Source organism: Verrucosispora sp. WMMD573 (assembly GCF_027497175.1).
Lineage (GTDB): Bacteria > Actinomycetota > Actinomycetes > Mycobacteriales > Micromonosporaceae > Micromonospora.
In genome coordinates, this window is record NZ_CP114901.1 from 1,629,411 (window position 1) to 1,652,645 (window position 23,235).

At 71.7% G+C, this 23,235-nt stretch carries 17 protein-coding genes; 5 read left to right on the forward strand and 12 right to left on the reverse strand.

The genetic code is table 11. The annotated features are described in order from the left end of the window. Positions 1–57 precede the first annotated feature (57 nt). Both O7601_RS07525 and O7601_RS07530 read left to right on the forward strand, forming a co-directional pair. The gene (locus O7601_RS07525; RefSeq protein ID WP_281565481.1) at positions 58–2,079 is read left to right on the forward strand and encodes a flotillin family protein; all 2,022 of its coding nucleotides are present in this window, start codon (positions 58–60) and stop codon (positions 2,077–2,079) included. After that, a complete protein-coding gene (locus tag O7601_RS07530) occupies positions 2,072–7,138 on the forward strand; it encodes a DNA repair ATPase (protein WP_281565482.1) in 5,067 nt (1,688 codons plus the stop codon). The genes O7601_RS07525 and O7601_RS07530 overlap by 8 nt, the downstream gene beginning before the upstream one ends. An 86-nt stretch (positions 7,139–7,224) precedes the next feature. Here O7601_RS07530 and O7601_RS07535 read toward each other — a convergent pair whose 3' ends face one another. The 3 genes from O7601_RS07535 to O7601_RS07545 are packed head-to-tail and all read right to left on the reverse strand — an operon-like array spanning position 7,225 to position 10,457. Further along, positions 7,225–8,787, reverse strand: a complete 1,563-nt coding sequence (locus O7601_RS07535) for an AMP-binding protein (protein ID WP_281565483.1) — start codon at positions 8,785–8,787, stop codon at positions 7,225–7,227. Position 8,788: 1 nt separating this feature from the next. Next, entirely contained in the window at positions 8,789–10,003 is a 1,215-nt protein-coding gene (locus O7601_RS07540) for an acyl-CoA dehydrogenase family protein (protein ID WP_281565484.1), read from the reverse strand. 1 nt (position 10,004) lies between these two features. Beyond that, on the reverse strand, positions 10,005–10,457 hold the full coding sequence (locus O7601_RS07545; RefSeq protein WP_281565485.1) for an SCP2 sterol-binding domain-containing protein: 453 nt from the start codon (positions 10,455–10,457) through the stop codon (positions 10,005–10,007). 66 nt (positions 10,458–10,523) lie between these two features. Here O7601_RS07545 and O7601_RS07550 point away from each other — a divergent pair, with 66 nt between their 5' ends. Next, complete coding sequence (locus tag O7601_RS07550) at positions 10,524–11,159, forward strand: TetR/AcrR family transcriptional regulator (protein WP_281565486.1); 636 nt, start codon at positions 10,524–10,526, stop codon at positions 11,157–11,159. Between the two features lie 10 nt (positions 11,160–11,169). On the opposite strand, the gene O7601_RS07555 is transcribed toward O7601_RS07550, so the two are convergent. From O7601_RS07555 to O7601_RS07585, 7 genes are all read right to left on the reverse strand, one after another. Beyond that, positions 11,170–11,784 carry a DedA family protein gene (locus O7601_RS07555; RefSeq protein WP_281565487.1) on the reverse strand — a complete coding sequence of 205 codons (615 nt, stop codon included), beginning with the start codon at positions 11,782–11,784 and terminating at the stop codon, positions 11,170–11,172. A gap of 54 nt (positions 11,785–11,838) precedes the next feature. Next, positions 11,839–13,128, reverse strand: a complete 1,290-nt coding sequence (locus O7601_RS07560; RefSeq protein ID WP_281566836.1) for an adenylosuccinate synthetase — start codon at positions 13,126–13,128, stop codon at positions 11,839–11,841. A 119-nt stretch (positions 13,129–13,247) separates the two neighbouring features. Further along, positions 13,248–14,207 carry a hypothetical protein gene (locus O7601_RS07565; RefSeq protein ID WP_281565488.1) on the reverse strand — a complete coding sequence of 320 codons (960 nt, stop codon included), beginning with the start codon at positions 14,205–14,207 and terminating at the stop codon, positions 13,248–13,250. Between the two features lie 9 nt (positions 14,208–14,216). Then, positions 14,217–15,191 (reverse strand): serine/threonine protein kinase, encoded by a 975-nt coding sequence (locus tag O7601_RS07570; RefSeq protein WP_281565489.1) that lies wholly within the window; start codon positions 15,189–15,191, stop codon positions 14,217–14,219. Then, complete coding sequence (locus O7601_RS07575; RefSeq protein ID WP_281565490.1) at positions 15,188–15,940, reverse strand: NUDIX domain-containing protein; 753 nt, start codon at positions 15,938–15,940, stop codon at positions 15,188–15,190. The genes O7601_RS07570 and O7601_RS07575 overlap by 4 nt, the downstream gene beginning before the upstream one ends. A gap of 84 nt (positions 15,941–16,024) precedes the next feature. Further along, complete coding sequence (locus O7601_RS07580) at positions 16,025–16,870, reverse strand: MaoC/PaaZ C-terminal domain-containing protein (RefSeq protein ID WP_281566837.1); 846 nt, start codon at positions 16,868–16,870, stop codon at positions 16,025–16,027. Positions 16,871–17,172: 302 nt separating this feature from the next. Next, the gene (locus O7601_RS07585) at positions 17,173–18,546 is read right to left on the reverse strand and encodes a 3-oxoacyl-ACP reductase (RefSeq protein ID WP_281565491.1); all 1,374 of its coding nucleotides are present in this window, start codon (positions 18,544–18,546) and stop codon (positions 17,173–17,175) included. Between the two features lie 54 nt (positions 18,547–18,600). Between O7601_RS07585 and O7601_RS07590 the strand changes: the two genes are divergently transcribed. Then, on the forward strand, positions 18,601–19,893 hold the full coding sequence (locus O7601_RS07590; RefSeq protein ID WP_281565492.1) for an acetyl-CoA C-acetyltransferase: 1,293 nt from the start codon (positions 18,601–18,603) through the stop codon (positions 19,891–19,893). Positions 19,894–20,055: 162 nt separating this feature from the next. After that, positions 20,056–21,480, forward strand: coding sequence for an adenylosuccinate lyase (gene purB / locus O7601_RS07595; protein ID WP_281565493.1), 1,425 nt, complete (start codon positions 20,056–20,058; stop codon positions 21,478–21,480). 105 nt (positions 21,481–21,585) lie between these two features. On the opposite strand, the gene O7601_RS07600 is transcribed toward purB, so the two are convergent. Further along, positions 21,586–22,149: a YbjQ family protein gene (locus O7601_RS07600; protein WP_281565494.1), complete on the reverse strand. Its 564-nt coding sequence runs from the start codon at positions 22,147–22,149 to the stop codon at positions 21,586–21,588. A gap of 24 nt (positions 22,150–22,173) precedes the next feature. After that, positions 22,174–22,854, reverse strand: a complete 681-nt coding sequence (locus O7601_RS07605; protein ID WP_281565495.1) for a DUF1986 domain-containing protein — start codon at positions 22,852–22,854, stop codon at positions 22,174–22,176. Between the last annotated feature and the right edge of the window lie 381 nt (positions 22,855–23,235).

Sequence of the window (23,235 nt, forward strand, 5' to 3'; positions counted from 1 at the left end):
GATGCGCGGCGTCCCGCCCGGCCCGTCGGCCGGTCGCCACCGCACGCGCGCCCAGCCATGGATGTCATCACCACCGGTATAGGCGTACTCCTCGCCGTCGTCCTGCTCGTCGCGCTCGGCGTGGTGTTCATGGTCAGCCGGCTGTTCCGCAAGGTCGAGCAGGGCAAGGCCCTGATCGTCTCCAAGGTCCGGCGGGTCGACGTGACCTTCACCGGCGCGGTCGTGCTGCCCGTCCTGCACAAGGCCGAGATCATGGATATCTCGGTCAAGACGATCGACATCGAACGCACCGGCAACGAGGGTCTGATCTGCCGCGACAACATCCGGGCCGACATCCGGATCACCTTCTTCGTCCGGGTCAACAAGACCGTCGAGGACGTCATCAAGGTGGCGCAGGCGATCGGCACCGCGCGGGCCAGCGACCGGGAGACGCTCCAGGAGCTGTTCAACGCGAAGTTCTCCGAGGCTCTCAAGACGGTCGGCAAGCAGCTCGACTTCGTCGACCTCTACACCAAGCGCGACGAGTTCCGCGACCAGATCATCCGGGTGATCGGCACCGACCTCAACGGCTACAGCCTGGAGGACGCGGCGATCGACTTCCTGGAGCAGACGCCGATGGCGCAGCTCGATCCGAAGAACATCCTGGACGCCCAGGGCATCCGGAAGATCACCGAGCTGACCGCGCTGGAGCACGTGCGGACCAACGAGTTCCGCCGCAGCGAGGAGAAGGAGATCACCCGGCAGAACGTCGACGCCCGGGAGGCGATCCTGGAGCTGGAGCGCCGGCAGGCGGACGCCGAGGCCAAGCAGCGCCGCGAGATCGAGACGGTACGGGCCCGCGAGGAAGCCGAGGTCACCCGGGTACGCGCGGAGGAGCGACTGCGGGCGGAGACCGCGAACATCCGTACCGACGAGCAGTTGGGCATCCAGCACGAGAACCGGGCCCGGGAGATCGCGGTCGCCGAGAAGAACCGCGAGCGGGTCATCGCCATCGAGACCGAGCGGATCGAGAAGGACCGCCTGCTGGAGGTCATCGGCCGGGACCGGGAGACCGAGCTGAGCACGATCGCCAAGGACAAGGAGGTCGAGGCCGAGAAGCGGGCCATCGCCGAGGTGATCCGGGAGCGGATCGCGGTGGAGAAGACCGTGGCCGAGCAGGAGGAGAACATCAAGCGGCTGCGGGTGGTCGAGGAGGCCGAGCGGACCCGGCAGGCGCTGGTGATCCAGGCGGAGGCCGAGGCGCAGGAGAACCTGGTCAAGGACATCAAGGCGGCGGAGGCCGCCGAGGCGGCGGCGAAGCACCGGGCCCGCGAGGAACTGGTGCTGGCCGAGGCCCGGCAGCAGGCCGCCGAGTTGGACACCCGGGCGAAGATCCGGCTGGCCGAAGGCGTCCAGGCCGAGGCGGCCGCGGCCGGCCTGGCCGACGTGCAGGTGCAGGAGCGCAGCGCCGAGGCGATCGAGAAGGTCGGGCGCGCCGAGGCCGCCGTCGAGCGGGAGAAGGCCGTGGCCGCCGCCGAGGCGGTACGCGAGAAGCTGAAGGGCGAGGCCGAGGGCCTCACCGAGAAGGCCGCCGCGATGGCCGCCCTCGACGACGCGACCCGGGAGCACGAGGAGTACCGGCTGCGCCTGGAACTGGAGAAGGAGGTCCGGCTGGCCGGGCTGGACACCCAGCGTCAGGTCGCCGAGGCGCAGGCCAAGCTGGTCGCCACCGGCCTGGAGAAGGCGAACATCGACATCGTCGGCGGGGACAGCGTCTTCTTCGACCGGCTGCTCAGCTCCATCTCGTACGGCAAGAGCGTGGACGGTTTCGTGGCCCACTCGGATGTGGCGAAGAACCTCGCCCAGCCGTGGCTCGACGGCACCGCCAGCTTCACCGACGACCTGGCCCGCATGGTCGGCTCGATCGACAGCGCCGACGTGCAGAACCTCACCCTCTCGGCGTTCCTGCTGCAGCAGATGCGTTCCGGCGGCGGGGACAAGGGCAAGCTCCAGGAGCTGTTGAAGGCCGCGCAACGCCTCGGAGTGGCGGAGACCCCGGTCGCCGCCCTGACCGGGCCACGGCAGCGCGCCGGTGAGTGAGCCGACCGCCGGTCCGGCCGCTGCCGGGCGTACGCCCGGCGACGCCGGACCGGCTCCGGCCGCACCCGAACCGACCGGGCCGGGGGCGGCGGACGCCGCTGACCGGCCGGGACTGGACGACGGCAGCTACGAGGTGCTCCGTCGGCGGCTCGCCGCGCAGGCGACCGAGCTGGCCCGGCGGGCGGAGACGCTCAACGCCCGCCGACTGGAGGTCTTCGGCAGCACCGAGTTGCGGCTGCTGAGCACCGAGCGGATCCGCACCGAGCACAACTGCGTACCCCGGGACATCGTCTCGGTGGGCGGACTGATGCTGTTCGGCTACAACGTCTTCATCGGGTTGAAGCCGGAGACCTCCGTCGACGACGTCTTCTCACTGCACCGGTTCGGTCGCGAGTCCGGAAAACCCGGCGGGCCGGAGGTTGCCGGGTTCCGGTTCGACGAGGCGGGCCACGACGAGCTGCCCGGCCTGCTCCGCGACCCGCAGTTCGTCCGCGACTTCGGTGAGCTGTACCGTTACTACCGGCAGGCCCGCCTGCTGCAACTTCGCCGGGTCGACGGCCGGCTGCTGGCGGTGTTCCAGACCGGGCCGCGCACCGAGGACATCCGGGTGCTGCGGTGGCGGGTCGGCGTCGACGGTGTGCCCGAGTACCTGGACAGCCGGGGCGAGCGGGACCATGTCTTCCCGCCGTCACACGACTTCGAGTGGACCGAGACGACCCGCGAGGACCACATCCTCGGCCGGCATCCGCACATCTCCATCGACGGCCAGGTCTTCGTGGAGACGGTCGGCGGCACGCTGACCGTGAAGGTGGAGAACAACACCGAGATCGGCGAGGGCATCTACAGCGAGCCGGTGGACGAGCCGTTGCAGAGTCTCGCCGACGCCGACGTGCACTGGGCCCGCGTGGGGCCGCTGATCCTGCTGCGGCTGCGGCCGTACAAGGAGACGCAGTGGCGGCACCTGGTGTTCAACACGCTCACCCGGGAGGTGGTCCGGCTCGACGGCATCGGCGTCGCCTGCCAACGGCTGCCGGAGGACCACGGCATCATCTTTCCCGGCGGCTACCACCTGGTCACCGGAGTCACCAGAACGTTCGACACCGACGTGTCGGACCTGGAGTTCGAGCGGGTGGTGCGCTCGCCCAACGGCGAGGACGTGCTCTACGTCTTCCATGCCCGCGCCGACGGCCGGAGCCTGCTGCTGCCGTACAACGCGATCCGCAAGGAGGTGGCCGCGCCGATCCCGTGCCACGGCTTCTCGCTGTTCGACGACGGCACGCTCGTGGTGTTCCGGGCGGTGTCCGAGGAACCGACCCGGGTCCACCCGATGCAGGTGTGGCAGACACCGTACGTCTCGGACGCGTACGCGGCGGCGCAGCCGGCCGGCACCGGGCCGCTGGAGCGGGTCGGCAACGCCGATCTGGTACGCGGCATCTCGGACTGCCTCTCGGCGGCCGGGATGGTCGACGGCACCGCCACCGCCGGGGTCTACGAGGCGCTGATCGCCGCCTGCGCCCGGATCGCCGACCACTACCACTGGCTCGGCGAGGACGAACTCGGTGACCTGGCCACGCCGCTGGCCGGGCTGCGCCGCACCGCCGCCGCCGTGCTGGAGGAACACGAGAAGGTCCGTACGCTCACCGAGCAGGCCCGCGCCGAACTGGATGACAGCGCGGAGCAGATCGCCTCGCTGGCCCGTCGGGCGCGGGGTGAGGCGCCGCTGACCGCCGACGACTGGGTCACCCAGTTGGGCGGCCTGCGCCGCGCCAGGGGACACCTGGAGACGCTGCGGGAGTTGCGGTACGTCGACCACGCCCGGATCGACGAACTGGCCGGTCGACTCGACGAGGAACTGGCGGTGGCCGGTCGTCGGGCGGTTGAGTTCCTGCGTCGGGACGAGGCGTTCGCCGGTTACCAGCAGGAGGTGGAGCGGCTCGCCACGAAGGCCGCAGCGATCGGCACGGTGGCCGAGGCGGGCACCGTCCGCGACGAGTTGGCCGCACGTACCGACGGACTTCAGACCATCACCGACGTGGTCGGCGGGTTGGACATCGCCGATGCGACGGTCCGCACCGGCATCCTGGGCCGCGTCGGCGAGGTGCTGGGCGCGGTCAACCGGGCCCGCGCGGTGCTGGACAAGCGTCGCCAGGCACTGGCGGCGGCGGAGGGCCGGGCCGGCTTCGCCGCCGAGTTCGCACTGCTCGGGCAGGCGGTCACCGGGGCGCTGGCGGCGGCGGACACCGCCGAACGCTGCGACGAGCAGCTGGGCCGGCTGCTGCTGCGGGTGGAGGAACTGGAGTCCCGGTTCGGTGAGTTCGACGACTTCCTGACCGAACTGGCCACCCGGCGTACGGACATCTACGAAGCGTTCTCCTCGCGCAAGCAGGCGCTGCTGGACGAGCGGGCCCGCCGGGCCGATCGGCTCGTCGCCTCCGCCGAACGGATCCTGGTCAGCGTGCACCGGCGAGCCGGCACCCTCGGCTCGCTCGACGACATCAACACCTACTTCGCGGCCGATCCGATGGTGGACAAGCTGCGCGCGGTGGTCGAGGAGCTGCGTACGCTCGGCGACGCGGTGCGGGCCGAGGAGCTGGACGGCCGGGTCCGGGCCGCCCGCCAGGAGGCCGGGCGCGGCCTGCGCGACCGGCTCGACCTGTACGACGACGGCGGCGAGACGATCCGGTTGGGCCGGCACCGGTTCGCGGTCAACACCCAACCGATCGACGTGGCAGTGGTGCCGGCGGAGGGCCGGATGGTGGTGGCGGTGACCGGCACCGACTACCGCGCCCCGGTACGCGACGAGGATTTCCAGCAGACCCGACGGTTCTGGGACCAGCTGCTGGTCTCCGAGTCGGCGCAGGTGTATCGGGCCGAGTATCTGGCCACCTCGATCCTGGCCGCCGCCGAGGCCGGCCGTGACGGCCCCGGTCTCGACGAGTTGCACGCGGCGGCGGTGGACGCCGACGGGCTGCGGGACCTGGTCCGGCGGATCGCCGAGACCCGCTACGACGAGGGGTACGAGCGCGGCGTGCACGACCACGACGGGGCCGAGATCCTGCGGGTGCTGCTGCGCCTGCACGCCGGTGCGGGGTTGTTGCGCTACCCGCCGGCCGACCGCGCCGCCGCCCAGCTCTTCTGGCGGTACGCCACCGACGAGTCGGCCCGGTCGACCTGGACGGCGCGCGCCGCCTCGCTGGCCCGGGCCCGGGCACGGTTCGGTCGCCCGGACGGCGCGGACGCCGCCGACCTGCTCTGCGGCCAGTTGGCCGAGGCGATCGAGGTGTTCCTGCACGAGGCCGGACTGCCGGTGCCCCCCGGTGGCACCGCGCTCGCCGGGGAGTACCTGTTCGCCGAACTCGCCGCACCTCCGGTGCGCTTCGTGACCGGGGGCGGGGCGCGTGCCCTGCTGGACCGGTTCCGCCGGGCGCTCGGTGGCCCGCAGTCCCGTTCCGCCCGCGAGTTCGACGACGACCTGCGGGCGCTCGGTGACGATCTGGCCGGCAGGTACCAGCTGGTCGACGCATGGCTGACCGCCTTCCTGGCCACCGACGACGGTGGCCTGTCCGGGTACGACCTGCCGGAGGCCGTCGCCGTCGAGTTGTGCGGCCCCGACCTGGCCCGGGAGGACAGCGCGGCGACGATGACGGAGACGGTCGGCGGCCTGCTCGGCGCGCATCCGCGCATCGAAGGCTCCACTCTGGACGTGCGGCTGGACGAGACGCTGGCCCGGACCCGTACGTTCCGCACCGACCTGGTCCCGGCGTACCGGGACTACCAGCGGCGACGCAACGCGCTGGTGGAGGTCGAGCGGGAGCGACTGCGGCTGGAGGAGTACCGGCCGAAGGTGATGAACGCCTTCGTCCGCAACCGGCTGCTCGACGAGGTGTATCTGCCGCTGATTGGCGACAACCTGGCCCGGCAGCTCGGCGCGACAGGCGACGGCAAGCGGGTCGACCAGTCCGGCCTGCTGCTGCTGATCTCACCGCCCGGCTACGGCAAGACCACCCTGATGGAGTACGTGGCCAGCCGGCTCGGCCTGGTCTTCGTCAAGGTCAACGGGCCGGCGCTGGGCTCGAAGGTCACCTCGCTGGACCCGGCGGAGGCACCCGACGCCACCGCCCGGCAGGAGGTCGAGAAGATCTCCTTCGCCCTTGAGCTGGGCAACAACGTGCTGCTCTACCTCGACGACATCCAGCACACCAACCCGGAGCTGTTGCAGAAGTTCATCTCGCTCTGCGACGGACAACGCCGGATGGAGGGCGTCTGGGCGGGCCGGACCCGCACCTATGACCTGCGCGGCAAGCGGTTCGCGGTGTGCATGGCGGGCAACCCGTACACCGAGTCGGGCCGACGCTTCCGGGTGCCGGACATGCTCGCCAACCGGGCCGACGTGTGGAACCTCGGCGACGTGCTCTCCGGCCGGGAGGAGGTCTTCGCGCTCAGCTACGTCGAGAACGCGCTCACCGCGAACCCGGTGCTGGCACCGCTGTCCGGTCGGGACCGGGCCGACCTGGAGCTGCTGGTGCGGATGGCCCGGGGCGACGACACGGTCCGCGCCGACCAGCTGTCCCACCCGTACCAGCCGGTGGAGCTGGAGCAGGTCGTTTCGGTGCTGCGCAAGCTGCTGCGGGTGCAGCAGGTGGTGCTGGCCAACAACCAGGCGTACATCGCCTCGGCGGCGCAGTCCGACGACGCCCGCACCGAACCGCCGTTCCAGCTCCAGGGGTCGTACCGGAACATGAACAAGCTGGCCGAACGGATCGTCCCGGTGCTCACCGACGAGGAGTTGGAGGCGGTGATCGACGATCACTACCTGGGTGAGGCACAGACCCTGGCGGCCGGCGCGGAGGCGAACCTGCTGAAGCTCGCCGAGCTGCGCGGCCGGCTCACCCCGGAACAGGCCGCCCGCTGGGCCGAGGTGAAGGAGGCATTCCAGCGCTCCCGGGCGCTCGGCGGCGCCGGCGACGACCCGGTCGACCGGGCGGTCGGCGCGCTCGGCCTGCTCGCCGACCGGGTCGGCGGCGTCGCCGCCGCCATCGGCCGCGCCACCGACCGCTGATCCTCGACGTCACGACTTGCGGCAATTGTGGCCTTCTCGCTTGGCGATGGCCCTGGTTGCCGCTAGTCGCGGCGTCGCTGCGGACGTCAGCCGTAGTAGCGGCGTAGTTCGCGGGTGAGCACCTTGCCGGTGGCGTTGCGGGGCAGGTACCTCACGAAGACGACGTCGCGGGGCACCGAGAAACGGGCCAGGTAGTGCCGGACGTACTCGCGGACCGCCTCGGCGTCGAGGGTTTCGCCGGGGTACAGGGCGAGGAAGGCGGCGAGCCGCTGGCCGTAGTCGGGGTCGGGTACGCCGATGACGGCGGCCTCGCGTACCTGGGGGAGTTGGGCGAGCAGCTGTTCCACCTCGGCGGGGAAGACGTTCTCCCCGCCGGAGACGATCATGTCGTCGGCGCGGCCGTCCACGAAGAGCAGTCCGTCGGCGTTGACCCGGCCCAGGTCGCCGGTGTCCAGCAGGCCGTCGTGCCGATCCCGGTCGGGGCCGGAGGTGTAGCCCTCGAAGAGCATCTCGTTGCCGACCAGGATCCGTCCGACCCGGCCACCGGACACCGGCTGGCCGTCGTCGTCGACGATCTCCAGTCGGGTCCCGTGTGGCGGCCTGCCCGCGGTGGTGGGTGCCCGGCGCAGGTCGGCGGGGGTGGCGATGGAGGCCCAGGACGCCTCGGTCGAGCCGTACAGGTTGTAGAGCACGTCGCCGTAGGTGTCCATGAACGCCGCCGGGAGGCCGCCGGGCAGCGCCGAGCCGCTCACCGCGACCACCTTCAGCGGCGGTCGGTGCTCCGGCGGCGGTATCTCCATCAGCCGTTGCAGCATCACCGGCACCGCGAACAGGGCCTGGCAGCGGTGCCGCACCAGGGCGTCCAGGGTGGCGGCCGGGTCGAAGCGGCGGTGCAGCACGATGGTGGCGCGCAGGGCGAAACAGACCTGTAGGGCCGCGTACCCCCAGGTGTGAAAGATGGGGGCGGCGATCAGCACCCGGTCCCGGACGTGCAGCGGGATCCGGTCGATGATGGACACCAGCGGGCCGAAGCCGTTCGGGGTGGGTCGGCGGGCACCCTTCGGCGCACCTGTGGTGCCGGAGGTGAGCACGATGATCCGGCCGTCCCGTTCGGGCGGGTGGAGTTGACCGGGCAGGGCGTTGTCGATCAGTTCGTGCCGGGCCTGCTCGTCGAGGCGGTGCAGGTCCACCGGCAGCCCGAGGGTCCGTTCGGTGAACTCGTCGTCATGGACCAGGACCCGCAGTCGCTGCTCCTGCGCCACGGTGGCCAGCTGGGCCGGGGAGAGGCCGGTGTTCACCAGCACGGCGTCGGCGCCCAGCAGCGTGGCGGCGACGACGGTCTCGATCAGACCCGGGTGGTTGCGGCAGAGCACGGCGACCCGGTCGCCGGCCTGGACGCCGAGTGCGGCACGCAGCGCGCGGGCGAGCCGCATGGACCGGTCGAGCAGTTCGGCGTACGTCAGCTCGGTGCCCTGCTCGTCGACGACCGCGACCCGGCCCGGGTCCCGGGCCGCCGCCTGACGCAGTTCACCGGCGAGGCTCCAACCCCACTTGCGCAGCGTGCTGAGCTGGGATGCGACGCGGATCGGACGGCCCGGGGCGAGCAGGCCCCGCCGAGTCAGCGTGGTGACGATGAACGGCAGGTCCATGTCAGCGGATCGGCATCCCGGAGATCGCCCGGGAGATGACCAGCCGCTGGATCTCCGAGGTGCCCTCGAAGATCGTGTAGATCTTGGCGTCGCGGTACCAGCGCTCGACCGGGTGGTCCCGCAGGAAACCGGCACCACCGAGCAGCTGGACCGCCTTCTCGGTCACCGAGACGGCCACCTCGCCGGCCTTGAGCTTGGACATGGAGCCCTCACCGGCGGTGAACGGCCGGTTGTTGCGCCCCATCCAGGAGGCCCGCCAGACCAGCAGTCGAGCGGCGTCGATCTCCATCCGCATGTCGGCGAGCGTGAACGCGACCGCCTGGTTGGTGATGATCGGTCGGCCGAACTGGACACGCTCCTTCGCGTATTCCAGGGCGTACTCGTAGGCGGCCCGGGCCACGCCGAGCGCCTGCGCGCCGACGGTGGGTCGGGACAGTTCGAACGTACGCATCGCGGCCTGGCCGGAGGCGCGTTGCCCGGAGCGGGCGCGGGCCAGGCGCTCCTCCAGCGCCTCCCTGCCGCCCAGCAGACACCGACCCGGTACCCGGACGTCGTCCAGGAAGACGTCGGCCGTGTGCGAGGCGCGCAGGCCGAGTTTGCGCAGCTTGCGGGTGGCGCTGAGCCCGGCGGTACCCGGCGGGACGACGAACGCGGCCTGGCCCCGCGAGCCCAGCTCCGGTTCGACGGAAGCGGTCACCACGTGCACTCCGGCGATCCCGCCGTTTGTGGCGTACGCCTTCTGCCCGCGCAGCACCCACTCGTCGGTGGCCTCGTCGTAGGTCGCCCGGGTACGCATGGCGGCGACGTCGGAACCGGCCTCCGGCTCGGAGCTGCAGAAGGCGGCGACGGCCGGTGAGTCGGCGTCGCCGAAGCACTGCGGCACCCATTCCACGAGCTGGTCCGGGGTGCCCGCGCCGTAGATGGCGGCGACCGCGAGCGAGGTGCCGAAGATGCTCAGCCCGATGCCGGCATCGCCCCAGAACAGTTCCTCACTGGCGATCGGCAGCGACAGCCCGGTGGGGTCGGCCCAGCAGGTGGCGAGGAACTCGAAGCCGTAGAGCCCGACCTTCGCCGCTTCCTGGATGATCGGCCAGGGGGTTTCCTCGCGGGTGTCCCATTCGGCCGCGGCTGGGCGCACGACCTCGCGGGCGAAGCCGTGCACCCAGTCCCGTAGATCCCGCTGTTCCTCGTTCAGGTCGAGCGAGAACTCGACCATGTCAGGCCTTGGGGATGTCGAAGAGGTTCGCGATGTTGGCGGCCAGGCCCAGGTCACCCTTTGCCTTGAGCTTGCCGGTCATGAACATCATGACCGGGTTGGCGCTGCCGGAGACGATCTTCAGGAACTCGACCGGGCCCATGGTCAGGCTCAGTCGGGGGTCGTGCTGCGGGGTCTCGTTGACGGTGCACGCGCCGTCGGCGATGACCACCTCGTAGGTGTCGGTGCCGCCGTCGGGGGCGCCGGTGATGTTCCAGTGGATGACAGCGTTGGTGGAGCCGGCCCGGTCGGCGCGGAACAGCTGCGGCATCCGCCCGAAGACCTCGCCGAGGATCTTGCCGCGCAGGTCACCGGACATCACCTCGGCCAGCTTGTTCTCCGGGGTGTTCTTGACGAGCTGGGCGAACTCCTTCGGGCCGACGTTTGCGAAGTTGGCCGGGTCGAAGTCAGTCATGGAAGGCACCTCTCGGACAGTGGCTACTCGTGCGTAACCTTACGCACGGGTAGGTATGCTCGCAAGGTGTCCACCGGTCCCGCCTTCAAGCGCCTCCCGCGCGCCGTACGGCAGCAGCAGATGCTCGACTCCGCGGTGCGAATCTTCTCGCGGCGTGGGTACCACGGCGCCAGCATGGACGAGATCGCCGAGGTGGCGGGCATCTCCAAGCCCATGGTGTACGCGTACCTGGGCACCAAGGAGGAACTTTTCGTCGCCTGCCTGCATCGCGAGGGCACCCGGATGATGGAGGCCATCGCCGGTGCCGCCGTCCCCGATCTGCCCGCCGATGAGCGGCTCTGGCGTGGGTTGCGGGCGTTCTTCGGCTTCGTCGGCGCGCACCGGGACGGCTGGGCGGTGCTCTACCGGCAGGCCCGCGCCGAGCAGCCCTTCGCGCGCGAGTTGGCCGTGATGCGGGCGAGGCTGCTGGAGGTGGTCGCCGGAATGCTCGACCACGCGCTGCGCGCCGGGGGGCGAGAGGTGGCCCACACCGAGTTGGAGGTGGTCGCGTACGCGCTCGTCGGCGCGAGCGAGTCACTGGCCGACTGGCTGGCCGACCATCCGGAAGCCGACCCGGAGAAGACCGCCACCCAGATGATGAACGTCGCCTGGCTGGGCGCCGGGCAACTGCTGCGCGGCGTGACCTGGCGCCCGCCGGGGTGACCCCCGCACCTCAACGTCGGGCGGCCCGGCGATGGGCCCGGCGGCGCAGCCCGCGTGCCAGCTGCACCAGCAGGGTGACCGCGATCGACAGACCGATTCCGGCCAGGATCCCGTAGATCGGCTCACGTTCGAAGGCTAGCCCGCCGAGGAGGCCGAGCAGCACGCAGTAGAGTGCCCAGGTGCCGGCACCGATCAGGTCGTAGAGCAGGAACGGGCGCAGCGGATAGCGCACCGCACCCATGGTCAGGGTGACCGCTGTCCGTCCGCCGGGCAGGTACCGGGCGGAGGTCAGGATGACGCCGCCGTGCCGGCACACCGCCCGCCGCGCCCACCGCGATCCGGCCCGGCGTCGGCTGTCCTCGGGCGAACGATCCAGCCGACCTGAGCCGCCGCCACGCCCGACGGCGTAGGAGACGTGGTCGCCGAGCACGGCACCGAGCATGGTTACCACGATCACCAACACCAGATTCGGCTCGCCGCCGGTGGCGAGGACGGTGACCGTGATGACCGCCGCCTCGGCCGGCACCAACGGGAAGACCGCGTCGATCGCGGTGAGTCCGAACAGCAGCAGGTACACCCACGGTGAGGTGAGCGTGTGCCGGAGCAGGTCGAGCGCGGCCTCCATGGATACATGCTCGCCGCCGGGCGGAGGCATCGGGGCGGGACGGACGGATCACCGCTAATGGGGCCTTCCGCCCGTTGCCACCGTCGACCGGGTGACCGTGCCGCGTCCCGCATGGCTGGCGTCGAGCCGAACCGCCTTGTCCTCGGCGGTGGGCCCGTGGGAGGTGAGCACGACGGGCACGCCCAGCGCCCGCTCCACCGCCGTAGGCCAGTCGACCGGCGCCGGGTCGTCGTACACCGGTCTGGTTCGCAGCAGGCGTGCGGTGAGCGCCGCCTGCCGGTCGAGGTCTCCGGGTGGACCTGGCCGCAGCCCGTCCAGGTCCGCGTAACGGTGACAGATCCGCAGGTCGAGACCGTGCCCGGCGAGATCCAGGTGGGTCAGCGCCAGGCCGTCGACCCCACCGACGACCGCCAGGGCGTACGCGTGGGCGACGGCGTCGAAGTGGCCGAACCGGAAGTGTCCCTGCCACGGGTTCGTCGGGTTGTGCGGATCGGTCAGCCCGAGCGCCGGATCCTCGGTCACCAGCGGACCCGGCCCGTGTCTGGTGGTGACCGTCCGCACTACCCCGAGCCGGGTCGCTGATCCGGCCAGCCCGGCCTCGGCCAGCAGCGCCTCGGCGTTGGCGGCGGTGGTGGTGCTCCACGTCGTGTACGGGTGGAAGCCGTGCCACTCGTCCAGCAGCACTCCCTGCGCACCCTCGAACACGCACGTCCCGGCGTGCAGTGCTTCGGCGAGCCAGCCCCGGTCCACGATCCCCACCCGCTCGGCGAAGGCCCGGTACGCCGGCAGGCAGTCGGCGATCGGCGGGGCGTCCAGCGGACCGAGTTCGGCGCTGAGCCGGTCCCGCAGCGCGGTCAGCCGGCGGCGCAGCACCTCCGGGCTGCGGCAGTCCGCCACCCGGGGGGCCTGGTCGGGGTGGGCGAGACCGTACGCGACGGCCTCGCCCACCCCCAGCCCGCAGGAACCGTGCCGGTCGGCTCCACGGGCCAGCTCCCGCGCCCGGTTCGCGGCCCGGTGGTACGGGGTGGCCAGCAGCGCCTCCCCGTCCACGGTCAGCCGGTCGAGCGCGTCGGGCACCCCGACGGCGGCGAGGTGGTCCGCCTCGGCGGCCAACGCCAGCGGGTCCACCACCACGTGGCGGGACAGGTGGGTGCCCACCCCGGGGTGGAAGGTGCCCGCCCCGAACTGGGCGAACGTGTGGTGCCGGCCGTCGCGCAGGACGACGTTGTGTGCCGCCTGCGCACCCCCGTTGAACCGCACCACCGTCCGCACCGGCCGGGTCGCGCAGAGCCAGTCCACGACGGTGCCCTTCCCCGCGTCGCCGTACCCGAGGTCGACCACGATCACGTGCTGGCCGTGCGGCCCCCTCGCCGCCGGCCAGCCCGTCGATCGCCGGCCCGCAACGGCATCGGCCGGCATGCCGGTCACCGTGCCGCCCGGAACCGCGCCCGCCGCCGGCTGGGTCACAGCCGGACCACTCCGCGGCCGGTGGTACGGCCGGCCGGCAGCTCCGACACCTCGGCCCGGGCTCTCCCGTCCAACCGGGCGAGCGCCTTCGACACCGTGCCGGTGGCGGACGAGCCGGCGTGGTCCAGGTCCCGCAGGCCCTGGTCGAGGTCGATCGCCTGCTCACCGAGGCCGACAGTGAGCGCGATGGTCTCGCAGACCGCAGCGAGATCGTCCAACTCCAGGGCGTTCTGGCCGAGCAGGTCGCGCCAGAATTCGAGCACCCGGCGGTTGCCCGAGTAGTGGCTGCCGGCGGGCAGCAGGTAGTAGGTGTCCCAGCGGCGGCTGACCTCGTCGACGATCTGCCGCAACGGCACGTCCTCGCGCAGGTCGTCCTCCACCAGCCGGCTCACCTCGCCGGCCTTCACCTGCGGGTACGCCAACTCGTCGCCGATGACGAACAGGTAGCCGCGCCGGCCTCGCTTCTCCCAGCTGTCGGTGATCGTGCGCCGGGCCATGAAGTACAGCGCCAGCTCGTACGACTCCCGCATCTGGCCGCCACCGCCGCCCTCCAGCACGATCCGGCCGAGGTCGTCGTCCATCCGGTTGTCGGACTCGAACTGCCCCACCTGCAACGGCACCCGGTCACAGGTGGCGTCCCCGATCGCACCGAACATGATCTGCGGGTCGTGGGCGTAGCCCTGGCGCAGCAGCAGCCCCAGCAACTGCGGCAGCTTGGCCTGGAGAACGCGGGGCACGTGCCCCATCGAGCCGGTCACGTCGAACAGGACCGCGACCGGGGTCGATCGGGGGTGCTCCGCGCTGTCCCGGCTCTCCCGGACCGCGCCGCGCGGGTCCAGCGCCGGGTGCACCACCCGGGCCCCGCTGTCGCTGTAGGAGAAGGCGCTGGTGCCGGTGGCCCGGCGGTAGCGGTCGGCGGCGTCGTACACATCGGTGGACCATGCTCCGCTGCCCATGGCAGCCTCCTAGGGGTTGAGGGTGAAGGGGCGAAAGGTGCGCGGCCCGTAGAGGCGGTGCAGCACCTGGTCAAGTTCGCGCAGCAGCAGCCAGGCGTCGTCGGGACGGGCGCGCAGGAGCCGTTGCCGGCAGCCCCGGGCGAAGTCGAGCAGCTGGCGCGGCGCCCGGCGGTCCAGCAGCCAGGCCATGCAGCGGGTGGCCATGAAGATGTCGGTGCCCGGCCCGCACGGCTGACGGTGGGGTACCTCCGGCGGGTACCAGGTCTCGTGCTCGGGGACCATCGCGGGCACGGTGCCGCCCGGCTCGGTGGAGAAGCACCAGTCGACAAGCACCAGGCCGTGCGCGTCGGGGTCGATGAGCACGTGCGACGGCAGCACCGCACCGTGCACCAGGCCCGCCCGGTGGGCCAGGCCGAGGGCGACCAGCAGCCGTCGCCACATCCACGCCACGTCGCGGGCGTCCAGCCCGTCCGGATAGGCCCGCCGCACCTCGACCAGGCTGTGCAGGTTGGGCGCGGTGCCGAGCACGGTGATCCGGCGGTCCGCACCGGTGCCGGCGTCGCGGTGAGTGAAGCTGTCCACCAGTCGGGGCACGTACGGCAGCCAGCGCGGGTCACCCCGCTCGGCGAGCGTGCGCAGGGCGCGTTGCTCGCGGACCATCAGATCGTTGTCGGCCGCGTCGCGGGGCAGCTTGAGCAGCCGGTCGGCGCCGACGTCGTACAGGTCGGCGAGGTCACCGGAGTACGCGGGCCGGCCACACCGGTATCCGTGCAACACGGTGGCCCGCCGGGCCCGCCAGCGGCTGGTGACCCGGAGGAAGGCGGTGGTGGCGGCGGCGCGGATCCCCGGACCGGCCCAACCGAGCCGGTCCGGGTGCAGGGCGCCGACGAGTTCCCGGTAGCGCCGCTCCGGCGCCTCGCCGCCGAACAGCTCGTCGTCGTCGCGGGCGGCGGTGACCAGGCGGATCGCCTCGACGGTGGTCATCGCACCGTCTCCTCGCGGGCGGGGCGCAGCAGTGCCGGATGCAGCAGCCGGGCGTCTCCGGCCCGGTAGAGCCGGGCCCGCGGGCCGCCCCGGGTGCCGCCGCGCTCGGTGCTTTCGCCGGTGCTCTCCACGAAGCCGGGCACCGAGAGCACCTTGCGGTGGAAGTTGCCGGCGTGCAGTTGGTGCCCCCAGACCGTCTCGTAGACAGCCCGCAGCTCGCCGATGGTGAACTCGGGTGCGAGGAAGCGGGTGGCCAGCGGGGTGTATTCCAGTTTGGAGCGCGCCCGTTCCAGCCCGTCGGCGACGATCTGGCCGTGGTCGAAGGCGAGCTGCCGGTTGGCCAGCTCGGCGACCGGCACCCAGGCCGCCTCGTCGGCGTCGGTGCCGGCCGTCGCGTCCGGCAGGTCGGGGGCGAAGGCCAGGTGGGCGATCGAGACGATCCGCATCCGGGGATCGCGGTCGGGTGCGCCGTAGGAGGCCAGCTGCTCGACGTGGACGCGGCGTAGCGGCTGGCCGTCGAGACCGGTCTCCTCGGCCAGCTCCCGGCGGGCGGCGGCAGCCAGGTTCTCGTCCGGCCGGACGAAGCCGCCCGGCAGGGCCCAGAGGCCGGCGTACGGCTGCTCGCCTCGACGGATCAGCAGCAGGTGCAGCGCGTCGTCGCGGATGGTCAGGGCGACGATGTCGACGGTCACCGCGACCGCCGGATAGGCCCGTGGGTCGTAGGCGGCGAGGAAGTCCTGCTCGTTCACGCTCGATCACTCTCACTTAGAGAATATCTCTACTTGAGAACAACCTAACGGAAAAGAGAGGGCCGGGCAAGTGCCCGGCCCCGCTCAGCGGATGGTGCCCAGCAGATGTGGGCGACCACGCCGGTCGTGCAGCGCGAAATCCCAGCCCGGATCGAGCGCCGTGGCACTGAAGGCGACAGTGCCGGGCAGCGGCACCGGCAGCTTGAACGCCACGTCCACCGTGTACGCCTCGGGCAGCCGGCTCTCCACCGCCGCGAGACACCGGGCCTTGCTCCACATGCCGTGTGCGATGGGTCGGGGGAAACCGAGCAGCCGCGCCCCCAGCCGCGAGGTGTGGATCGGGTTGTAATCGCCGGAGACCCGCGCGTAGTCCGTACCCACCCGGGGAGTGACAGGCCAGCGGGCGGTAGCGGCCGGCGGCGGTGGCCGCTCGCCGTGGTCGCGCCGCTCGCCGCCGTCCGGGGTGCGCTGCCGGCCGAGGTACGTCGAGACGCCGCGCCACACCTCCTCGCCGTCGACCGACCCGACGAGGACGACGTCCACCTGCCGTCCCCGGTCGTGCGGACGCAGGTCTTCCGCCCAGGTGATGAAGTCCAGCCGTTCGCCGATGGTGACCGGTCGACGCACCGTGATCCGGTTTCCGACGTGCACCACCCCGGTCAGTGGGATCGGGAACTCCGGCGCGGTGATCAGGCGCAGCGCCAGCGGAAAACCCATGACGTGTGGAAATGTCGCGGGCAGCCGGTCGGCGAGGCGGAACCCGCAGACCCGGTCGTAGTCGGCCAGCCGCTCCGGATCCACCGGCACGCCGCCCACCGCCAGTTCCACCGCCGGCACCGTCTCTCCGCGCCGACCGCTCACCCCCGGCACCGCGTTGAGCAACGCCCGCCGGTACAACGGCCCGGCCGCCGGCAACCGGGGCAACTCCACCCGGGTCCGGGCCGCCGGCGAACCGCTCGCCGTCGGGACGTCACCGCTGGTGCCGGTCCGGTGCCCGCCGACGGCCGCCGACGTCGCCGGATCCGCTGCGGACGGGTCGGCCGCCGCGTTGGAGCCGCCGCCGGCCGAGGCCTGGCCGGACAGGTCACGGGTCGCCTCCAGGTCCCCGCCGCCGGTCGGTCCGGCGAGCGCGGCGGCCCGGATCTCCGGTGTCAGCACCTCGGTCGGCCCGTCGATCAGCTCACCGACCGACAGGTCGTCTGCGGGCTCCTCGCCACGTCCGCGCCTGGCCATCACGCCCCCAGCAGGCTCTGGCCGCAGACCCGAACCACGTTCCCGGTGACCGCGCCGGACGCCGGCCAGGCCAGCCAGCCGATGGTCTCCGCGACGTCCACCGGCAGCCCGCCCTGCGAGAGGCTGTTCATCCGACGGCCCGCCTCCCGCAGCACCAGCGGGATCCGGGCGGTCAGCCGGGTCTCGATGAACCCGGGCGCGACCGCGTTGACACTGATCTGCCGCTCCCGCAGTGCCGGGGCGAGCGAGTCGACAAGCCCGACGACGCCGGCCTTGCTTGTGGCGTAGTTGGTCTGGCCCCGGTTGCCGGCGATCCCGGCGATCGAGGAGACGCCGATGATTCGCCCGCCGGCCGGGATCAGCCCGCGCTCCAGCAGCAGGTCGTTGATCCGCTCCTGGCTGGACAGGTTGACGTCGATCACCTGGTCCCACCGGTCGGCGTCCATCCGGCCGAGGGTCTTGTCCCGGGTGATGCCGGCGTTGTGCACCACCACGTCCACCCGCCCGTGCCGGTTGGCCAGGTGCTCGGCGAGCCGGGCCGGCGCGTCGGCGGCGGTCAGGTCGAGCTGCACGGCACTACCGCCGATCTCGTTGGCCACGGTGGCCAACTCGTCCCCGGCGGCCGGGACGTCCAGCGCCACCACTGTCGCGCCGTCGCGGGCCAGCACCCGGGCCAACGCCGCGCCGATGCCCCGGGCCGCGCCGGTGACCAGCACCACCTGCCCGTCGAGCGGCCGGTCCCAGTCGGCCGGTGCGGTGGCCTGCCCGGCGCCGACCCGGATCACCTGCCCCGAGACGTACGCGGAACGGCCCGACAGCAGGAACCGCAGGGTGGCCTCCAGGCTGGTCCAGGTGCCCGGGTCGGCGTCCCGCGTGACGTACACCAGCTGCGCGGTGATGCCCCGGCCGAACTCCTTGCCGATGCTGCGGGTCAGCCCCTCCAGGGCTCGCTGGGCGGTCGCCTCGCGGGGCGTGCCGCACTCGGCCGGGGGAGTGCCCAGCACGATCACCCGTCCGCTGGGCTGGACCGCCCGGGCCTGCGGGTGGAAGAAGTCGTAGAGCTGGCGCAGTTGGGACGACTCGGTGATGCCGGTAGCGTCGAAGACGAGGGCGGCGCTCTCCGGCGTACGACCGGTTGCCGGATCGGGGACGGCGGTGGCCGGATCGCGTAGGGCGAGCCCGGCGGCGGCCAGGGCCTTGCCGACCGGCTCGGTGAGCCGCCCGCCGGTGGCGGCACCGAGCAGGACCAGCCCGGGCAGAATCGGCTCGCCGGGTGCGTGCCGGCGCAGTCGCGGCGGATCGGGCAGCCCGAGGCGCTTCACCAGCGCCCGCCCGGTGCCCGACTGGACGAAGCTCGCATACCTGTCGGTCATAGGCGTAGCCTACTGGTGAGTAAGGTGTGGGCAACACTTTCGAGGAGGCGGATCGTGCAGAACGTTCGACGGGTCGCGATCATCGGCGGCAACCGGATCCCCTTCGCCCGCTCCAACTCGCGCTACGCCAGCGCCAGCAACTCCGACATGCTCGGTGCCGCGCTGGACGGGCTGGTCGCCCGGTTCGGTCTGGCCGGGCAGCGGGTCGGCGAGGTCGTCGCCGGGGCGGTTCTCAAGCACTCGAAGGACTTCAACCTCACCCGCGAGGTGGTGCTCGGCTCGAAGCTCGACCCGCGCACCCCGGCGTACGACATCCAGCAGGCGTGCGGCACCGGCCTGGAGGCCGTCATCCTGGTCGCCAACAAGATCGCCCTCGGTCAGCTCGACGTCGGCATCGCCGGTGGGGTCGACACCACCTCCGACGCTCCGCTCGCGGTCAACGAGGACATGCGCCGCACGCTGCTCAAGCTCAACTCCGCCCGCACCCTCGGCGAGCGGCTGCGGATCGCCGCCAAACTACGCCCGGCCCAGCCATTCAGGCCGGAGATCCCCCGCAACGCCGAGCCACGCACCGGCCTGTCGATGGGCGAGCACGCCGCGCAGACCGCGCTGCGCTGGAACATCGACCGACAGGCGCAGGATGAGCTGGCCCTGCGGTCGCACCAGCGGCTCGCCGCCGCGTACGACAAGGGCTTCTTCGACGACCTGATGACCCCCTACCTGGGGCTGACCCGCGACCAGAACCTCCGCCCCGACACCACGCTGGAGAAGCTGGGCACGCTGCGGCCGGTCTTCGGCGCCAAGGGGCCGGACGCCGAACGGGCCACCATGACCGCCGGCAACTCGTCGCCGCTTACCGACGGCGCCTCCACCGTGCTACTGGCCAGCGAGGAGTGGGCGCGCGAGCACAACCTGCCGGTGCTGGCCTGGTTCTCCTGGTCGGAGACGGGCGCGGTGGACTTCGTGCACGGCGAGGAGGGGCTGCTGATGGCACCCGCGTACGCCGTGCCCCGGCTGCTCGACCGGGCCGGGCTCACCCTTCAGGACTTCGACTACTACGAGATCCACGAGGCGTTCGCCTCGCAGGTGCTGGCGACCCTGGCGGCCTGGGAGTCACCGGAGTTCTGCAAGGACCGGCTCGGCCTGGACGCCCCGCTCGGCCCCATCGACACCGACAGGCTCAACGTCAACGGTTCCTCGCTGGCCGCCGGTCACCCGTTCGCCGCCACCGGCGGCCGGATCGTCGCCACCCTGGCCAAACTGCTCGCCGAGAAGCGCACCGGACGCGGCCTGATCTCCATCTGCGCCGCCGGCGGCCAGGGCGTCACCGCCATCCTCGACCGCTGACCGCCGCCCCGCCCCGCCCCGCCCTCGCCCCGCCCCCGCCCCCGCCCTCGCCCCGTTGATCATGAGGTTAGCGGCAGTTATTGATCTTCAAGTCGCCGCTAACCTCATGATCAACCCGGACCCGCTCGGGTGACCTCGGCGGGGGGTCGGGAGAATGGTGAGGTGACGATGATTCCGAACGTGCTTGCCAATCGGTACGCCTCGGCCGAGCTGGTCAACCTCTGGTCGCCGGAGGAGAAGGTCCGGCTGGAGCGGCGGCTCTGGCTGGCCGTGCTGCGGGCGCAGCGGGATCTGGGTGTCTCGGTGCCGGACGGGGTGGTTGAGGCGTACGAGCGGGTGCTGGACGATGTCGACCTGGCCTCGATCGCGGCGCGGGAGCGGGTCACCCGGCACGACGTGAAGGCCCGGATCGAGGAGTTCAGCGCGCTCGCCGGGCACGAGCACGTGCACAAGGGGATGACCTCCCGGGACCTCACCGAGAACGTCGAGCAGCTCCAGGTGCGCCGCTCACTGGAGCTGATCCGGGATCGGGTGGTGGCGACGCTGGCCCGACTCGCCTGGCACGCCCACGAGTACGCCGACGTGGTGATGGCCGGCCGATCGCACAACGTGGCGGCGCAGGCCACCACGCTGGGCAAGCGCTTCGCGTCGGCCGCGGAGGAGCTGCTGATCGCGTACGAGCGGCTGGAGGACCTGATCACCCGGTACCCGCTGCGGGGGATCAAGGGGCCGGTCGGTACCGCCGCCGACCAGTTGGACCTCTTCGACGGCGACGCCGAGAAGGTCGCCGAGTTGGAGCGGCGGGTCGCCGAGCACCTGGGCTTCAGCCGGGTGCTGGGCAGCGTCGGCCAGGTCTACCCGCGTTCGCTCGACTTCGACGTGCTCTCCGCGCTGGCACAGGTGGCTGCGGCGCCGTCGTCGTTGGCCACCACGATCCGGCTGATGGTCGGTCAGGAGTTGGCTACCGAGGGCTTCAAGCCCGGCCAGGTCGGCTCCAGCGCGATGCCGCACAAGATGAACACCCGCTCGTCGGAGCGGGTCAACGGCTTCGCGGTGATCATCCGGGGTTACCTGTCGATGGTCGGCGAGCTGGCCGGTGACCAGTGGAACGAGGGGGACGTCTCCTGCTCGGTGGTGCGCCGGGTGGCCCTGCCGGACGCCTTCTTCGCCGCCGACGGGCTGTTCCAGACGTTCCTCACCGTGCTGGACGAGTTCGGCGCGTACCCAGCGGTGATCAACCGGGAACTGGAGCGGTTCCTGCCGTTCCTGGCCACCACCAAGATCCTGGTGGCGGCCGTCCGCCGGGGCGTCGGCCGGGAGACCGCCCACGAGGCGATCAAGGAGCACGCCGTCGCGGTCGCCCTGGCCATGCGGGAGAAGGGCACGCCCGACAACGACCTCTTCGACCGCCTGGCCGCCGACCCCCGCCTGGGCCTGTCCCGCCCCGAGATCGACGCCCTGGTAGCCGACCGCGCCGCCTTCGTAGGCGCCACCCCCACCCAGATCCAGTCGGTGACCGCCAGAATCACCAAGATCGTCCAATCCCACCCCCAAGCCGCCACCTACTCCCCACCCCCCATCCTCTAACCCGGCCCCCGGACATCTCTGGTTGATCATGAAGTTGTTGTCGCGCCACGCCGGATGGTGTGGCAACAACTTCATGATCAACGCGACCGAAGGTGGGGGGTGCGGTTAGTCGCGGGTGGGGGTTTCGGGGGCGGTGCCGAGGGTGGGGGCGCTGGGTGGTTCGGCGATCTTGCCGAGTTCCTCGGCGAAGGCTGGTTCCTGGGCCGTCTCGGCGGCCACCAGGGGCTGGTCGGGGGGCATGACGTCGGGGACCTTGGGCACCACGATCACGGCGGTGCCGTAGGCGCAGATCTCCATCCACATCTCGCCGCAGTCGCGGCTGTCGAACCGCATCCCCACCACGGCGTTCGCGCCGAGCCGCCGGGCCTCCTCGCCGAGGCGGGCGACCGAGTCGGTACGCCAGCGGGTCAGGTTGTCCGGCGCCATCGGGTCGTACGCCCCGCCGCGCAGGTTCTTCACTCCCTCGCGGTACGGGTTGCGGGTTCTGGCCATGGAGGAGACCACCTCGCCGAGGATCTGGCGGATCTCGTAGCCGGGAAGTTGATCCGTCGTCACGACCAGCACGTTTCCGATGCTGGCAGGCCCGGGTGCGGCACATCGTGAGCCCTGTTCACCTGATCGGATGCTGAAAAACCGCGCGGCGCGGACGGCGGGCGCAGGGCCCACCATCCGCGCCGCCACGGGCGCTAACCGTCAGACGCCGGAAACGGACCGGATCCAGGCACGGTTGTACGCGACGCTGCCGTAGTTCTGGATGCTCTGGCCGTCGGCGGTGGAGGCCACGCCGACCTGCTGGCCGTTGTAGAACTGTGGGCCGCCCGAGTCGCCCCGCCACGCGTTGCCGTTGATCCGGCTGCTCCGGATCGCCTGCCCGCCGTACGCGTCACTCACGTTCGTGCTGGTGACCCGGACGCTCGCGGTCTTGAGCTGGCTCGACGCCGAGCAACCGCTGTAGCAGGTCATGCCCCAGCCGTAGATCGAGTTCGTCGAGTTGACCGGCGGGTTGCTGGAGGCCAGCGTGACGTAGCTGGTGCTCACCGAGCTGGACAGACGCATCAGGGCCACGTCGTACTGGCCGTAGGTGGCGCTGACCGTGCGGGTGACACCGCCGGAGGAGCGGTAGACGCTGCCCACCCGGACCGACATCGAGCCGCCGAGGCAGTGCCGCGCGGTGAGCACCCACTGCGGGGCGATGATCGTGCCGGAGCAGGTGAACGAGCCGTTGCTGAAGACCGCGGCGGCCCACGGCGCCGAGGAGACGGTGCCGCCGCCGATGATGTAGGGACCGACGGGTGAGGCGACGGCGCCGGAACTGGCGCCCATCACCGCGGCCATGGCGGTGGCGAAGACCGCGATCAGGGATCGGATGCGCATTGGGACTCCTTCGGGGTTCCCAGGACCCGGGTTCACCGGGCCGGCCTGCGGTGGCGGACGGGGGTGATCCGCCACCGCGACGTCTTCATATCGACGTCTGACGATGTACCGTAGGGCCCGGTGGGGTGTTTCACAAGAGGTTCATTGAAACAAGGTGATGTAACAGTTGGATTTCCCGTCGCCGGGCCGCTCCGGACCGGCGGCGACGCTCAGCTGCCCTGTCACCGAGGAGCTCGTCCGTCCGGGGGTGATCGGCAAGGAGGCTGGCAACGAAGCCGTATCGGGATCGCAACGAACCTGTATCGGTCCCGATCGGTAGGTGTGGGTAGGGTCGAGCGGCACCCTGGCGGCGTCCGGCCGGTGCGTCTGGCGCGGCATCTG